The 14,826-nt window shown below is 62.2% G+C and carries 21 protein-coding genes and 1 pseudogene (1 of these 22 cut by a window edge); 3 read left to right on the forward strand and 19 right to left on the reverse strand.

The features are described 5' to 3' along the window. The 13 genes from GC121_RS15855 to GC121_RS07445 all read right to left on the reverse strand — a co-directional run. Positions 1-1,502 carry the 5' portion of a recombinase family protein gene (locus GC121_RS15855; protein WP_370513766.1) on the reverse strand. Its footprint begins 136 nt before the window's first position, so the window shows 1,502 of its 1,638 coding nt (coding positions 1-1,502); the start codon lies at positions 1,500-1,502; the stop codon falls past the left edge of the window. Positions 1,503-1,650: 148 nt separating this feature from the next. Next, a complete protein-coding gene (locus GC121_RS15275; protein ID WP_199857788.1) occupies positions 1,651-1,821 on the reverse strand; it encodes a hypothetical protein in 171 nt (56 codons plus the stop codon). Next, positions 1,821-2,558: a site-specific DNA-methyltransferase gene (locus GC121_RS07405; RefSeq protein WP_151973511.1), complete on the reverse strand. Its 738-nt coding sequence runs from the start codon at positions 2,556-2,558 to the stop codon at positions 1,821-1,823. The genes GC121_RS15275 and GC121_RS07405 overlap by 1 nt, the downstream gene beginning before the upstream one ends. A 2-nt stretch (positions 2,559-2,560) precedes the next feature. Further along, positions 2,561-2,881: a hypothetical protein gene (locus GC121_RS07410; protein ID WP_234421156.1), complete on the reverse strand. Its 321-nt coding sequence runs from the start codon at positions 2,879-2,881 to the stop codon at positions 2,561-2,563. Between the two features lie 229 nt (positions 2,882-3,110). Beyond that, positions 3,111-3,317: a hypothetical protein gene (locus tag GC121_RS07415; RefSeq protein WP_151973515.1), complete on the reverse strand. Its 207-nt coding sequence runs from the start codon at positions 3,315-3,317 to the stop codon at positions 3,111-3,113. Continuing rightward, entirely contained in the window at positions 3,314-4,069 is a 756-nt protein-coding gene (locus GC121_RS07420) for an HD domain-containing protein (protein WP_151973516.1), read from the reverse strand. Before GC121_RS07420 ends, GC121_RS07415 begins: the two co-directional genes overlap by 4 nt. Further along, positions 4,066-4,251 (reverse strand): hypothetical protein, encoded by a 186-nt coding sequence (locus tag GC121_RS07425; RefSeq protein WP_151973519.1) that lies wholly within the window; start codon positions 4,249-4,251, stop codon positions 4,066-4,068. Before GC121_RS07425 ends, GC121_RS07420 begins: the two co-directional genes overlap by 4 nt. After that, a complete protein-coding gene (locus tag GC121_RS07430; protein WP_151973520.1) occupies positions 4,251-4,733 on the reverse strand; it encodes a hypothetical protein in 483 nt (160 codons plus the stop codon). The genes GC121_RS07425 and GC121_RS07430 overlap by 1 nt, the downstream gene beginning before the upstream one ends. Beyond that, the gene (locus tag GC121_RS07435) at positions 4,730-7,414 is read right to left on the reverse strand and encodes a toprim domain-containing protein (protein ID WP_151973522.1); all 2,685 of its coding nucleotides are present in this window, start codon (positions 7,412-7,414) and stop codon (positions 4,730-4,732) included. Before GC121_RS07435 ends, GC121_RS07430 begins: the two co-directional genes overlap by 4 nt. Then, positions 7,411-7,536 (reverse strand): hypothetical protein, encoded by a 126-nt coding sequence (locus GC121_RS15780; RefSeq protein WP_255478889.1) that lies wholly within the window; start codon positions 7,534-7,536, stop codon positions 7,411-7,413. The genes GC121_RS07435 and GC121_RS15780 overlap by 4 nt, the downstream gene beginning before the upstream one ends. Positions 7,537-7,599: 63 nt before the next feature. After that, complete coding sequence (locus GC121_RS07440; RefSeq protein ID WP_199857789.1) at positions 7,600-7,992, reverse strand: ogr/Delta-like zinc finger family protein; 393 nt, start codon at positions 7,990-7,992, stop codon at positions 7,600-7,602. Continuing rightward, positions 7,989-8,432, reverse strand: coding sequence for a hypothetical protein (locus GC121_RS15280; protein WP_199857790.1), 444 nt, complete (start codon positions 8,430-8,432; stop codon positions 7,989-7,991). Before GC121_RS15280 ends, GC121_RS07440 begins: the two co-directional genes overlap by 4 nt. After that, positions 8,429-8,791, reverse strand: a complete 363-nt coding sequence (locus GC121_RS07445; RefSeq protein ID WP_151973526.1) for a YdaS family helix-turn-helix protein — start codon at positions 8,789-8,791, stop codon at positions 8,429-8,431. Before GC121_RS07445 ends, GC121_RS15280 begins: the two co-directional genes overlap by 4 nt. Positions 8,792-8,901: 110 nt before the next feature. Here GC121_RS07445 and GC121_RS15860 point away from each other — a divergent pair. From GC121_RS15860 to GC121_RS07455, 3 genes and pseudogenes are all read left to right on the forward strand, one after another. Next, positions 8,902-9,054 (forward strand): annotated as a pseudogene (locus GC121_RS15860) (helix-turn-helix domain-containing protein); the annotation flags it as partial. 9 nt (positions 9,055-9,063) lie between these two features. Further along, entirely contained in the window at positions 9,064-9,546 is a 483-nt protein-coding gene (locus tag GC121_RS07450) for a S24 family peptidase (protein WP_234421157.1), read from the forward strand. Further along, the gene (locus GC121_RS07455) at positions 9,546-9,974 is read left to right on the forward strand and encodes a hypothetical protein (RefSeq protein ID WP_151973530.1); all 429 of its coding nucleotides are present in this window, start codon (positions 9,546-9,548) and stop codon (positions 9,972-9,974) included. The genes GC121_RS07450 and GC121_RS07455 overlap by 1 nt, the downstream gene beginning before the upstream one ends. Here GC121_RS07455 and GC121_RS07460 read toward each other — a convergent pair. From GC121_RS07460 to GC121_RS07485, 6 genes are all read right to left on the reverse strand, one after another. Further along, complete coding sequence (locus GC121_RS07460; RefSeq protein WP_151973532.1) at positions 9,971-10,966, reverse strand: contractile injection system protein, VgrG/Pvc8 family; 996 nt, start codon at positions 10,964-10,966, stop codon at positions 9,971-9,973. The genes GC121_RS07455 and GC121_RS07460 overlap by 4 nt on opposite strands. Continuing rightward, positions 10,963-11,388, reverse strand: coding sequence for a phage tail protein (locus GC121_RS07465; RefSeq protein WP_199857792.1), 426 nt, complete (start codon positions 11,386-11,388; stop codon positions 10,963-10,965). The genes GC121_RS07460 and GC121_RS07465 overlap by 4 nt, the downstream gene beginning before the upstream one ends. Then, positions 11,385-13,688 (reverse strand): phage tail tape measure protein, encoded by a 2,304-nt coding sequence (locus GC121_RS07470; RefSeq protein WP_151973534.1) that lies wholly within the window; start codon positions 13,686-13,688, stop codon positions 11,385-11,387. The genes GC121_RS07465 and GC121_RS07470 overlap by 4 nt, the downstream gene beginning before the upstream one ends. Positions 13,689-13,691: 3 nt before the next feature. After that, positions 13,692-13,826, reverse strand: coding sequence for a GpE family phage tail protein (locus GC121_RS15285; RefSeq protein ID WP_255478901.1), 135 nt, complete (start codon positions 13,824-13,826; stop codon positions 13,692-13,694). Then, positions 13,823-14,182, reverse strand: coding sequence for a phage tail assembly protein (locus GC121_RS07480; RefSeq protein ID WP_151973538.1), 360 nt, complete (start codon positions 14,180-14,182; stop codon positions 13,823-13,825). Before GC121_RS07480 ends, GC121_RS15285 begins: the two co-directional genes overlap by 4 nt. Positions 14,183-14,299: 117 nt before the next feature. Beyond that, a complete protein-coding gene (locus tag GC121_RS07485) occupies positions 14,300-14,809 on the reverse strand; it encodes a phage major tail tube protein (RefSeq protein WP_151973540.1) in 510 nt (169 codons plus the stop codon). Positions 14,810-14,826 lie beyond the last annotated feature (17 nt).

A 14,826-nucleotide genomic window follows, 5' to 3' on the forward strand; every position in this document is an offset into this window, starting at 1 on the left:
AAGATCAGGTCGACGCCCTGGCGGCCTTCGCGGGGCGCGACTTCGATGAAGTCGATCAGGCGATCCAGAAGCGGGCGAGCACCGGCCATCGCTTCGCGATCGCCGGCGACAATCTTCGCCATGCTGTCAATCTGCTGGCGGTAGTCGGCAATGATCGCAGGATGCGCGATCATCGGTTCGATTTCGGGCATATCAGACTGCGATGCGAGCAAGGCTGCGCGCCGCGCGGCCAGCTGGTCAGCCTTCGCCTTCAGCTTGTCCGGCGCGATGCCGGCAATCACTGCATCGGCGATGCGATCTTCCTGCTGGTCAATCTCGGCCAGCTGTCGATCGAAGTCGGCGCGGCCTGCGATCAGGTTCCGGCGTTCCTCGGCCCATGCCAGGCGGAATTCTTCCAGATATGCGGCGATGACATCAGGATGCAGCAGGTCACGCTTGATCGCGGCCCAGACGCGGCGCTGCAGAACGCTGTCGGTGATGGTCGAACCGTTGCTGCAGGTTCCGGTCTGGCGAAAGGCGCTGCATCCCCATCGATCGGTCGAAATGATGATGACCGGCCCGCCGCAACAGCTGCAGCGCAGCTTGCCGGAAAAGAGGCGCGTTTTGCGCCGCCGCGAAGAATGGCTGGTCTTGCCTTCATCCAGGCGCGCTTGAACCTTCGCCCATGTCTCAGCATCGATGATACGCAGCTCGCAGACTTCCTGACTGACCTGGTCGGCGGTAGCATTCACGCGGGAAACACGCTTGCGGGTGTCTGGGTCTTTTCGGAAGGTCTGCCGGTTATAGACGATTTCGCCGATATACAGGCGATTGTGCAGGATGCCGTTGCCGCGCTTGCGATTGCCGACAATCGTGTTCGCGCGCCATTTGCCGCCGCGTGGTGACGGGATGCCTTCGGCATTCAATCGGCGCGCGATCGCGGTTGCGCCATCGCCAGCGGCATATTCTTCGAAGATCCTTTTCACGATTGCCGCTTCGGCATCATCGACTTCGCGCAGGCCGCGTTCGGGCTCGCCATCATCGCGAAATGCGAAGACCTTCCGGTAACCGTAGGAAAGGCCACCAGGGACGCGGCCAGCCTTCACCCTGCCGACATGGCCGCGCCGAACCTTGTCGGCCAGCTGTTCGAGAAAAAGCGCCGACATGGTTCCGCCCAGCCCGATATGCATCGAACCGACTTCGCCTTCGGAAAGGGTGACAATCTGCGCGCCGGCAAAGCGAATGCGTTTGAAGATGCCGGCCAGGTCTTCCTGGTCGCGCGAAATCCGGTCCAGACTTTCGGCCAGCAGGATGCGGGCCTTGCCGCTGTCGACCGCGGTGATCGCGGCGGTCAGCCCTGGCCGATCGCGAATAGTGCCGCTGACTGCTGGGTCAGCTTCTTCGCCGATGATGCGCCAGCCTTCGCGCTCGGCGCGTTCGCGCAGCAGGCGCAGCTGGTCTTCGACCGAATCCTGCGATTGCATAGCGGTCGAATAGCGGGCGTAGAGAATGGCATCGGTCATTTGCGGGGCGCCGAATCGTTGGTCCTTTCGGCCATCATGGCTTTGACGCGCAGCCTTGCCAAATTTCGCGCGAATTCGACCGTCTCGGCCTGGGCTGGTGCCAGGCCGCTATCACGGCAGTCGATTAGGGCGAAGGCGCCGCGCTCGGTCACTTGCGTTTCCTGATCGCGAAGCGGGAAACGACATGGCGCGCGCCATCCTCAAATTCGATCAGCGCGCTGTTCATTGTGCCGCGCGCGATGATGCGGCAGGGCTCGCCCTTCCTATCCGGCAGGTTCCGGCGCCAGTACCAAACACGGTCGAAGGGTATATCAGCCATCAGTCCAGCGCTTCGACAGCTTCGCTAATGCGGGTGACAGCGGCTTCGAACCAGCGGGCATCGCGTTCGATGCCAATGAAGCGCTTGCCGGCCTGGATGGCAGCAACGCCGGTGGAGCCCGTCCCCATGAAGGCATCACATACCGTTTCGCCGGTGATGTTGCGCATGATCTTGTCCATCACTGCCGGCGGCTTGATGGTAGGATGTTCGAACCGCTTCTTCAGGCTGCGATCGGGCGCGGCGGTGATCGATCGCCCCTTGTCGGCCAGATCGCCTTGCGGGTGAAAGCCTTTGTTCCAGGCGTGAATGTAGAACTCGCGATCGGGCCGGTAGTGCTTATTCGCCACCGGTTGCGGGTTGGCTTTGGTCCAATCCAGCAGGGCGAAGCGATGGAACTGACCGGCCAGCGCCGGCAGCACAGTCGGCAGCTGGTCATTGTGGCAAAAGCAGACAACGCTGCCGCATTGCAGGGTATTGAAGATCGCCAGATCGAAACCGTCATCGATGCCGGCATCGGCGATTTCGCTCATTGACTTTCGCGCCTTGCGATAGCGCCCGCCGCCGCTGGTGCGCAGCAGGAAGGGCGGGTCGGTAACATCGCAATCGATGAATCCGAGCGAAGGGCGAATGGCGTAGGCATCGCCCAGATGAAGCGTGGCGAGGATTTCCTCGCCGCGCCCGATCTGGACATGGCCGAAATGCCCGATGCGATTGATGGTGGTGACGGGGCTGGTCATCACTACGCCTTCAGTTCGGTCAGCAGGCCGACCGCCAGGGCGATCGATGTCTGCAGGTGTTCGATCGCGGCTTCGCGGTTTGGTTCTGGGTCGGCCAGGGCTTCCTGCGCTGACCAGGCATAGCCAGCGACTTCGGCGGCGCGGGCGGATTTCAGGTGCGGGAGGGGGCGCTTGCCATCGATTGCCAGTTCGCGTTTGCGGATAGCGCCCAGCCAGGCGCCGCGATCATCGAAGCGGACCGCGACATTCGTGATCGCGGGCATCGCATCGACGGGGCGCGCGCAAGCGACAAGGCGCAGCGACGGGCGTGTGGTGAAAGTCATTGCGCCACACCATGCAGGCGCTGCAAGCTGGGTCTTAGATCGAAGTGCTGACCGGCAGTTCCGCAAGCCATCCCATCATTTTGCGTTCGCTCTGAATTCGCGACCTGATTTAGCATGATTGTCATCGGACCATCTGGGTCAGAATAATCGGTGCGAAGCGGTCGCGCGCATTTTGCGCAGATCTGTCTGAAATTCCGACAGTCTCGGCAGGCCGGTGGATTGTGCTTTGTCATCGGGTTTGGCCTCCGGTTGCGAATGCGGCTTCGCGTTCGCGCTGCATTTCTTGCCAGACCTGCATTTGCAGGCGCTTTTCCAGCTTGGCTTCTTCGGCCCGCTCGGCCTTTGTCAGCGGGCGCTGGATACGCAGATCGGCCAGTTCATCGCGCCGGCGATCATCGGCAGCGCGGCGTTCTCTCCAAAATGGACCGCGTCTCATGCCGCAATCCTTTCTTCTTTTGAGAACAGGTCATCGAAGGCGATCAGGAAGCGGTCCTGCGCTTCATCGGGGTGCCAGGCGCGGCGGATGCCGATGCTGGTCAGCTGGCCGCGATCGATGCTGGCGAGAATTGGCCAGTTGTCGCCGGCGCCGCCGTGCAGATCGCGCTGTTCGATCGCCAACGCCTGAAGGTCGGCGTGTTTGACGGTGTCGCGGCGGTAGTCGGTCCATTTGAAACCGAAGCGATCGGCCATGCGCAGTTCGAAGCGGGCTTCGATGCGGCGATAATCGGGCAGCTGCATCTTCAGCGGCCTGGTGATGTCATGCAGGAAGGCTTCGGCGGCATCATGCATCAGCGCGCAGCGCATCAGCTGCAGGCCTTTGTCGCCGCCCAGCTTGCGAGCGATCGGCCTGACCAGCTGCAGAACCAGCAGACTATGCTGGGCGATGGTGTAGAATTTGCGAGTCTGGCCGCAAAAGCGGGGCTGGCGCAGGCCGGCAGCGACATCAGCGCCGGTGATGACGCTGCAGTCCGGTTCGGCCAGATCAAGATAGGCGCCCGAAAGCAGCCTGATCGCGGTTTCGCTGATCGCCAGATCGGGCGCGGCGGTGTCATTGTCCTGCGCGCTCGCCCTGCAGTCCCCGCACCGCAGAACGCCGCCGATATGTTCCCAATCGGGCGGCAGCGTCTTGTCGTGCCAGTTATGCTGCGCGCCGCATTGCGAGCAATGATAGGTCTTGATGTTGGTCATAGGACAAGCTCCGAAGTGAGGCAGGCGCCGATCGCGGCGACCAGGGCGAGGATGGAAAGCGCTGTCGCCAGCTGGGCGATGGACTTGCGGCGGCGGGTGGTGATTTCAGCGACCGGAAAAGGGCGGGGCGACCGGCAAGCTGCGCAGCGGCAATCGGCGGGATGGATGGCGTTCGGTTTCATCAGGCGGCCTTCTTTTGCTGGGCTGCGCGGGCATCGCTGCGCAGCTGGTTTGTGAGCCTGGCGAGCGCGACCTGATCGCGGCCAGGCTCCAGGTGCCAGCGAAGGGCGATCACCGCTTCGGCCTGGCGCATCAGTGTTTTCGTGAAACCGCGCTGCGAACGCGCGATGCCGGCGATGGTGGCGATCGATGCATCCAGCGCATCGCGGCGCGCCGCCCTTGTATCGACCGGCGCGGGCTCGCCCTGGCTGCCAGCGCTGGCGATGAATTCCCAATCGGCGACCATTTCTTCAAAGATCGCTATTTCGAACGCGGCATCTTCAGATGACAATTCACCGGTGGCGATCTTGGCCGGAAAGCCCTTGCGCCGCGATTCCAGCATCGATCTGGCCATGGCCAGCAGCGCATCGAAATCATGGGCGAGCGCTGGCGGGTCGAAACTCTCGATGCCGCGCCAGGTGCGGGTGCGGGGTGCATCGGTCATATGATCGGCCCCTTCGCGGCGTCGGGCTGTTCGAAGACCCAGCATTGCTGCGCCTTGGAATCCTCGCCTGGCGGATTGACTGCCTTTGTCGCCTTCCAGCGGCGGGACTTCGAACCGCGCAGCAGCTTCTTCAGCTGGTCCATAGGCGGCGGATAAATGCCGGCATTGCGACAGCGCGCTTCGAAATCGGGTAGATTGATGGCGATCAGTTCGCTGGGCCTGCGCGACCGGTTCAGACTGTTGCCTTCTTCATGGTCGTTCAGCTTTTCGCGACCGATCAGATAGTCGACCTTTTCCCAGAAATCGGCGATCAGCGGGTGATCGCCGCCGGCGGAATTCTGGCGGTCCAGCGCCATCGCATCGACTTCGGAAAGCGCTTGGCCGACCCATTCGGGGCGGCAGTTCGGAAACAGTTTCGGCAGCGCTTCGATCGCAGCGGCCAGCTGGCTGTGACATTTGATCGGGCGAGCGTTGGAAAGGCCTTTGACCCGCTTGCCCATCTCGCTGTCATGGTGGCGGAACCGGTCGAAGAAAAAGTCCAGGAAGTCCCGTTCATGCCGTGCGATATGGACAATCGTGCCGCTGCAGGATTCCAGCGGCCAGCTTTCTAGGCGCTGCGCGGCCTCCTTTGTTCCTGGTCCCCAAAGTGACTTGTCGATCGACATCGACATCAGGCGTTCCAGAACAGCAGGAATCGCATCGATGCGTTCGTTCTGCATCAGGTAGATGCTGCCGAGAAACGGCGGTTCTTCGGTTTCGAATCCGCCAGACTTTCGCCCGATGCCGCGCGGGCTGCGCCCGTTGTAAAGAACCAGCAGGTCATTCGGGTCGAAGCGCCGGCCATGCGAGCGCTTTTCATCATCGCGCCCGCTTTCGATCAGGCCGACCGGCAGGTTCGAAACCTTCACCATCGATCGGGCGAGGAATGCAGGGGTCGCCTTGTTCGGGTCGAAACCTTCGTAACCGACGCGGCCCAGCAGCTTCCAAAGGAATTCGATCAGCGTGGACTTGCCCGAACCAGGCGGGCCGGTGATTTCGAGAAAGCCCAGCGACTTGTGACGTTCGCGAATCTGGACCGCGAAAATGGACATGACCCAAAAGCCGAGCGCGATCATTCCGCGCGGCCCGTAGGCAGTCCAGACATCATCCAGCCAATCGAAGCGCAGCTGATCGGCGTCATAGTCGATCTGCAACATTCGTTCGGCGGTGCGCAGCTTCACCGCATTTCGACCGACATCGAAGTAGTTTTCCGAATTGACGGTCAGGACGCGGCCCTGGTGGATGGCCAGATCGCCCAGCACATAGGCGCGGTGCGCTGCCGAATAGCCGGTGAAGCCGATCGGTTCGACAACCTTCAGGCGGCGGGTCTGGCGCTTAATCAGGCGGTCCAGCTGTTCGCCGGTTCCGGTCCAGCTGCCGGCGAAGTCCATCAGCCGTTTTTTGAATTCGCCGCTATTGGCGCAGGCATTCGACGAAAAGCGGGCCTTTACGGAATTGGCGCGATCGGGAAAGTCGATCTGCAGGAAAAAGGTTGTTTCATCGGCGATTTCATCGCGTTCGCGGTAGAGCAGGCGGAAGGCGCAGTTCGCGATTTCGATCGGGTAAATCTGGGTCCCGTCTTCATCCTCTTTAACGGTGACCCAGAACAGCCGGTTATCGTGCCGCATATCGAAGCTGTTCATCAGCTTGCCCTGCCGCTTTGCCCGATCGACTATCAGGCGCGCCTTTTTCTGGGCGCTGTCGGCAATGGTGATTGCGCCATTGTGCAGATATTCTTCGATCTTCGCGGGGCCGAGCGGTCCATCGCTGGGCTTGCCATCGAATGACTGATGGCGCAGCAGCAGGTCGTTCCAATCCAGCTTGGTTCCCTCGCCATCGGGGCGAACCTGCGCGGCGGTGGCAATCCAGCCTTCAGCTTCGGCGCGCTTTACGTGCTTTTTCGTGTAGAACACGCCGGCGGCGCCGACATCGAATGCGAACACCAGGCGCGGGCGGCGCTGGATGCCGCTGTCGGCGAGGAACTTCCCCAATTCAGCCAGAAAGTGTTCTGGGTAGGGATTGACCGACATGTTCGAAACCGCCTGGACCTTGCCGCCCTGTGTCAGTGCGGTGGCATCGAAAATGCCTTCGGCAAACCAGATGTCATCGGCGGCGGCAAGGGTTGCCAGTGTGGTGCCGTTCGGCATCCAGACGTGCCCTGCCCATGGGCTGCGCGGCTTGAAATGGGCCTTCTTCTCGAAGCGGCCAGGCTTGTCGATGATGCGTTCCCACCATGAACCGCCCAGCAGATCATTGGTTATCGGGAACCGGATTGTCGCCGAAGTCTGGCCGGTCTTCGCATCGCGGAAGACCTCTTGCGTGAAGGTTCCGCGCAGCAGCTGCATATCCAGCCCGCGTTCATGTATCAGATAGGCTTCGGCTGCCGCGTCGGGCTCGGTCTCGGTCGCGGGGAAGCGCTTCGACCAGTCTTCGAACAGATCGGGCAGCAAGTTGCGAACGGTGTCCTGCCAGCCACAACGTTCGCTGCGCCCGCATCGGACAATCTTCGGTTCCTTTGCCGAGCAAAAGGCTTCGCGCTTGCCGCATTGCGGACAGGTGCCTTCCTGCAGCCAGGCGCCACCGGTCTTCTTGAACCGGAAATCCCGCTGCAGCGCCTTGATGACTTCATCGGCCAGATTCATAGCGCGACCGCCTGCGCAACGGTGCGAATGATGGCGAGTATGGTCAGGCCGATCAGCAGCAGATAGGGCCAATCGGGCCAGCGGCGGTCTATCCGCATGATGATGTCGATGAATTTGGACAAGGCGGTTCCTCCGACCGCCGAAGCGGCCTGCAAAATTGAAGCGATCTGTGTGCTGTGTGGCGGTCAGCCGGTGGCGCGCGCAGGCGGTGGCGGTTCGAAGAAAGTGGGCTCGCCATCATGGCTTTCGCCGACAGGGGGGCGGATATGCGGAACCTGGTCGCGCGGGCAGACCGGCAGGTCCAGATCGGGCCGTTCGATGTTGCCTTCGACAAGGGTGTGAACGAACACGATGTCGGCGCGATAGGTGTGACCGCATCCTGAATCGGTGCAATGGCAGACCAGCTGGGTAGTGGTTTCGGTGACACGATCGGACCGACGAACGAAGGCGGGTGCATCGCATTTCGGGCAGTTCACAAATGAATTACGCGATGCGCGCTTGCCGCCCGATTCCATCCGGAATTGCAGCGGCGCTTCGATCAGCGGGCCTTTGATAAGTGCTGCGCCTTCGCCGCTCATTTCTCTTGCTCCCCTAGTGCTGCCAGGCAGTCGGTCATGCTGTCGACCGCTTCCTGCAGTTCCTTTTGCGCGCGCCGGCGTGTCTCTCGGCAATCGCTGTTCTGGATGGTTTCCAGCAGGGCGGCGACCGCTTCGCCCGATTCCTTCGCAGTGTGGCCGATCAGATTGACCAGGCATTCGACATCATCGCGCGTGGCCAATTCGACGCGCAGGGCGAACAGGCGATGGAACGGCGCGTGATCGCCGCCCGATGCGATGTAGGCGCGGTCAAGCCGCTCGGCATCGATCAGGCGGATTTCGGTTTCGCAGTCTGGGTCTGACCAGTTGCGGACCGCGCGATCGGTAACACCGCACAGCGCGCCGCATCGGTCCCAGCCAATGCGCGCGGCGATGGTGGTGAGCGCGGCATGATAGGTCAAAGGCTCGCGGCGTTTGGTCATTGTGTCGCTGCCTTCATTCCGCCGCCGCGATTGAAGTCGCTTGCGCCGTAGATGCGGTTATCATCGGCATCATGGGGAATGAACGAAGCAGCGCGGCGGTCGACGCCATAGAACCGGTCAATCGCGCCCTGGTCGCGCATGATCTGGCGCGGATAGATGTCAGGCCGAAGATCATGGCGCGACACGCCGTAGAGGCGTTCGGCCTGCAGAACGTATTCGGCAGGCAGTTGCTTCGAAGAATTGACAATGCGCGACATCGTCGATTGCGGGATACCCAGATCGCGGCCCAGCTGGCTGATAGTGCCAGCAGCGTCGACACAGGCTTCAAGTGCTTCGTGGCGGGTCAGTGCTTTACTCATAAATGGGTAACTACTCGGCAATGAGTATGCAGTCAACCCATAATTGTGTGGAGCGTGACTATCCAATTTTGGGTAGGGCATCGGTCATGTCGAGATTCCGACCGGAGCGAATGAAAAGTCTGCGCAAGCAAAAGGGCTGGTCACAGTCCGAACTGTCGCGCCGCTCGGCAGCTTCCCAGCAAACGATAAATCGACTTGAAAAGGGTGACACCGACCATCCGCGCGACCTTTTACAGATCGCGCGTGTTTTGGGCACAACGCCCGAATACCTAATGGGTGAAACCGATGATGTCGGCGCGGTCGGCGAAGATCGACTTCCCTACACGCCGCCGCCTGCCGATGACCGGATTCTGGAAATTCCCGTCATCGATCTCGCCTATGGCATGGGCGGAACCTATCTGGACGGGGTCGACCCTGAAGCGCGCAGCGAACCGTTCCCGCTGTCATTCATTCGCCGCTACACCAAAGCCAATGCAAGCGATCTGGTGATTGCCGATGGCCTTGGCGACAGCATGGCGCCGACCATCGGGTCGAATGACCAGATGCTGATCGATCGCAGTGTCGACACGCTGCGCATTGCCGACCAGATATGGGCCTTCAGCTTTGGCGGTGTGGGCATGGTGAAACGGCTGCGCCCGCGCCCCGATGGCAGCATCGCCATCCTATCGGACAATCCGGCAGTGCCGGAAGATCGCGCGGTCGATGGCGAACTGCATCTGGTGGGCCGCGTGGTGGCCATTGTGAGGAAGGTTTGATGCGGTTTCTGATCGGATTGGCAGCATTCGCATTGGCCGCTTGTGGTGAAGACCCAGCGCCGCCGCCAGCAGTAGAACCGACCAGCTTCACGATTTCGCCCGATGATCTATGGAAGCCATCGCCCGATGACATCTGCCGCGCGCGCAATCCCGCCTTCCTCTCAGACCTGACCGACAGGATTCGCGCTGCGCTGCCACCTGAAGACCTGCCAGGGTTCGAATTCGCTGGCTTTAATGTCACCAGTGATCGCGGTTCGGGCCGCGAAGCGGTTTTGCGGTTCCGCGCAGGCGATGGAAGTGAAGCGCCCGCAACGATGGTCGCGGTCGGCCAGATTGACGCCGCAACCTGCGCGATCGGGCCGATGCAAATGGGCGCCGGTGTAAGCGCGATGGACCTGCTGGAAGCCGAGACAGTGACGGTTCCTTAGGCGCTTTCCAGTTCGAGCGATTGCTGGAGCCCGTTGCTGCCGAATGTGGTTTTGACGGTCTTCACCAGCCATTCGACCGCATCGACCCGTTCGCTCCATCCCTGCAGGGTGACGCGCATATCGGGCTGCAGCGCAGGGTCAGCGATCGCCAGTTCATAGGTGAAGGTGTAAGGCGCGCGGGCGCTGCGCGACATCTCGGCTTCGGCAGCCTGGCGGGCTTCGGCTTCGCTGGCATATACGCGGGGCAAGCGGCGGCGGTTCTCGCCGCCGACCTGGACGGTTCGCCGCCTGCCGGCATCCTGGTCCTGCCATTGCGCTTCGGCGCCATCATAATTGCCGCGATCTGCCTGGCTGAAGGTCCAGCGCCAGCCCTTGGCCTTTGTCAGCGTGATCGCATCCAGCGGGGTGCCGCCGGCGGTGGAAGATGATGCAATCGGCAGGAACAGCAGCAGCTGGTTCTTCCAAGTCGAGATCGCGTCATAGCGAACGCCCAGATCGCGAACGAAGGCCATGTCGCTTTTGCCTTCCTGTTCGATCACTTCGATCGCCTGCGATGCCAGTTCGGGCGCGACCTTGGCGCTGCGCCCATGGCGCTGGGCGATTGCGTCCAATATTGCGCCCAGCGTGGTGTCGCGCCAGGATTGCGTTCGCCGCTGGCGCAGATCGCCGGTCAGATCAGCCGATCTGCCCACCAGAATGACCGTGTCGGGCGGGCCTTCTTCGGCGACTTCATCGACCGTAAAAGAGCCCTTGTCGACCAGGCCGACAGCAACATCATGCCCGCTTTCCCAGCCCATGCCGAGCGATATGACCGCGCCAGTTTCAGGAACGGCCAGCAGGCCATCGGTGTTCTGCAGCCTGATTTCGACTTCATCGGCTTCGGCTTCGCGCGATTCGGTCAGCGTGGCATCGATCAGTCGTTCGCTGATAATCGCCGCCAGGCTGGTGCCGTTTTCCAGTTCCAGCGTGATGCCGGCCTTGCGCGCTGTCATTGCGCCGCGCCTTCGGCCTGCTGGTCATCGCCGCGTTCCAGCGAAATGGTGAAATCGATCTGGCGGGGAATGCCGCCGGCCATGATGGTGCGATGGTCTTCATCCAGCGCGGTGATGCGATACTGGCCGAGAATGCGGCCCGCGCCATCGATCAGCGGGTAGGTTTCACCGGTGTCAGCCATTTCGGCCAGCGTGGACATGGCGGCAGGGTCTGCGCCCAATTCGGGAACCAGCAGGCCCGCCAGCTGGATGGTTTCTTCACCAGGGCCGATGAATTGCGCCGCCGGCCTGTTGCCGTGGCGTTCCGCCTTTTCATGGTGCCAGGCGCGGCGGCGCTGCAGGCTGTTATAGGTCGCGGTGTCAATTCCGAAAACGAACATTCCCAGCGACATCAGCTGAAGGGGCGAAAGCTGGCTGGTCATGCAATGCCATCCTCGTAACTGCGCCGCGCGGCGCGGGCCTGGCGGCGTTCCAGTTCATCGGCGACCCGAACCGCCAAGTCCTGGCCGCTTTCACCATCGCGCTGGTAAATCTTGATGGTGATCGACCCGCCGCCGATCGGGCTGCTGCTGGCCGCTGCCGGCAGCGGTTGCGGGCTCGCCAGTGCAGGCGCGCCCAGGGCGAGCGAACCGGCGGCTAGTGCGCTGCCGGCCAGGCGACCTGCTGCATCGCCGACGCGGCGGCGCTGCCGGTCAAGCCCGATGGCCAGCCCTTCACCGGTATCGGTGCCGATCGCCATGAAGACACGCGAAGGGGATGCGATGCCCAGGAATTCGCGCACATTATTGATGCCCGCCATCACCACATTTTTGAGCGCGTTCCAGACAGCGCTGGCCGCATTGCGAATGCCGCGCGCCAGCCCTGCAATAATCTGGCCGCCGATCTGCGCGGCGCGGGTGTGCAGGCCGGCCCAGAAACTGAAGGCAGCGGTCAGTCGGTCTTTGACCCATGTCACCGCGCCGCCGACCGCCTGGACGCCTTGCCAGAACGCCGCTTTGATCGAATCCCAATGGGTATAGATCAGGTAGGCCGCGCCAGCGATCGCGGCGACAATCAGCGTGATGACCAGGACAACGGGATTGGCGAGCATCATCGCGCCGGCGCGCAGCAGGCCGCGCGCCAGAAACATCGCAGCCAGGCGGATTGCACCGAAGGCGCGCGTGGCAACGCTTGCCACCGTAGCGAGCCCGCTTCGGAACATCACGAATTTGCGCAGCAGCCAGATTTTCGTCACCCCCATGCGGCGGAACCAGGCGATGCCGGTGGCCAGCGGGCCGAACAGCGCGCCGATTGCCAGCTGCGCTGCGCCCAGGCCCAGCTTGAAGACCGCCAGGCCGGCGACAATTTTCGTGATGGTAGCGGCAGCTTCGGGGTTGCGCGCCGCCCAATCGGAAACCCGCTGGGCAAGACCTGAAATCATACCCAGCGCTTCGTTTGCCACTGGCAGCAATGTGGTGCCGAGCGTGATCGCCAGTGTCGAAACCGAAGTCTTGAAGGCGTTCCATTGGACGGTTGCATCGCGCGCGGCGCGCTGGTCGAAGGCGGCATCGACCGTCCCTTCGGAATTCATCGCCGCATCGCGAATCTGGCGATATTCATCGATGTTCTGCATCAGCGCCATGATGCCCTGGCGCGCCTGCATATCTTCGAAGGCGTAGCCAAGCCGCGACAGATCGCCGCCGGTCGCTTCTTCGGTTATCATCGCGATGGCTTCCAGCGACGAATAGCCCTGTTCTTCCAGTTCGGCCAAAGCCGCCGGCAGATCGACGCCGAAGTTCCGCTGGAAGGCGCGAACGGTGGCGGGCGCGTTTATCTTCGCCATCAGGTTCTGGATATTGTTCGCCGCCTGGTCTGCGCCGCCGGCGGTGTGCATCGCGACCTGCAGCGCTGCCGACAGGTCGGCAACAGCAGGAACGCCTTCTTCGCCCAGCGCCGACATCTGCGCGGTCAGCGCGGGGAAATGCCGCGCCATATCGCGCACTTCGAATCCGCCCTGGTTCCCCGATGCGGCCATGACATCCAGCGCGCGGCCTGCATCCAGCGACGCAACATTCAAGTTGTTAATGCTGGCATAAGCCGCCGCCGCCGCATCGGGGATGTCGACCCTGTAAGCGGTGGCCAGGCGCGATGCCGGCCCTATCGCCGCGGTCGCTTCATCCAGGCCCATGCCGCGCGCCATCAGCAGGTCGAGCCCAGCGCGAACGTCTTCAGGCATCTGGTGCGCGCTTCGCGCCATCAGCTGGATGTTGCGCGCCAGCTGGTCGGTTTCCGCATTGGTCAGCGCGGCCTTTTGCTGGATGTCCACCATGCCGCTGGAAAAGTCTGCGGCGGCCGCAACAGCTAGAACCAGCGGGGCGGCCAAGGCAGCGCCCTGCTGCATATTCTCCCGCCCGCGTGCCATCATCGCATCGCCGCGCGCAGCCATGGCGCGGCGGTCGCCTTCGATAGCGTTCAAGCGGCGGCGCTCGGCCAGTTCGGCATTCGTGCTTTCGATCTGGCGTTCCAGGCGGCGCTCTTGATCGATCAGGCCGCTGACATTGCCCGATGCGCCATCGATTTCGCGGCGGACATCGCGCAGCTGGGCTTCGAGACGCCGGCCTTCACCGCGCAGTTCCGCCAGCGACCGCGCGCCGCGATTGCCCAGGCGCATGATGGAGCGCAGCGAATCGGACATCCGATCAATGCCGACAAAGTTGACCATCAGCGACAGCTTGTTCGACATCGGTTACTTCGTCCCTTTTGCTCTCGTCCGGTTCCACCAGCTGACCGCTTTGTCATTCCAGAAAACCAGATCGCCGATGCTCATTTGCTCCAGTTCGGAAAGCGGCCAGTGAAACACGCCGGCGATATTGGCGATCAGGTCTTCGGCTGATGCTCCGCAATCATCCGGTCCATCAGTTCCCGTTCGCCCCGCGTCATAAAAAAACTGCGAATGCCGCCCCCGATTTCGGTCAGGTCGGCAGGGTCCAAATCCTGGCATTCATCGGGCGTAAGCGCGGGCTCGGTAACGCGCGGAATCAGCTTCAGCAGCGCGGTGATGTCCAGGCCGATGACATCGGAAAGCACTAGGCCGCGCAATTCGCCTGCCTTTGGCTTGCGAATGGTCAGCTGGTCGATTGTGATTTCGCCGCGCGTGATCGGTTCGATCAGCTTGGCGGTGATGAAGTTCTTCGCCTTGGTATCGCTGGCGGGCGGGGCGGGGCTCTTGTCGGTCATGCGGGGCTTTCCTTTAAGGTGATCGGGCGGGGCAAAGGGCTGGCCAGTAACAGGGAACCGACCAGCCCAGACCTGCGATCGGCTGCCCCGCAAAAGGACCGACCGCCGATGCGATCATCAGTTGGTGATGATGTCCATGATCTCGGCATAGCGATCGATGCCATCGACCAGAAAGCGGCCTGCGATCATGTCGATTTCAACTTCGGTTCGGCCATTCACCACGCGGCGATAATAGGACAGCGGACAGGTGAATTCGTGTTCGGTGTCATCGCCAGGCTTGGCGGTGCCGGTCGAAATCTCGGTGAAGCGCCCGCCGATATAGCATTCGACCGCTTCGGCGGCGCTGCCATCATCAGCCTGGAACGCGCCGGTCAGCCGAACGCGAACGCCATCGACCTGGGTGGTGCCGAACTTGCGAATCAGCGCGGCAACATGGCCGCCCATCTTCAGCTTCGCTTCCATCGCTTCCAGACCCATGTCGATCTTGATCGGGCCGACCATGCCGCCGCCGCGATAGTCTTCGGTCGCGATGGCCAGGCTCGGTTCTTCGAATTCGGCGACTTCGCCCAGATAGCCGCGCCCGTCGACATGGGCGTTCAAGTTCTTCAGTTTCTTGGGGATGCCCATCGGGGTTTCCTTTCAAT

Origin of the sequence: Erythrobacter sp. EC-HK427 (genome assembly GCF_902498745.1) — a bacterium.
GTDB lineage: Bacteria > Pseudomonadota > Alphaproteobacteria > Sphingomonadales > Sphingomonadaceae > Alteraurantiacibacter.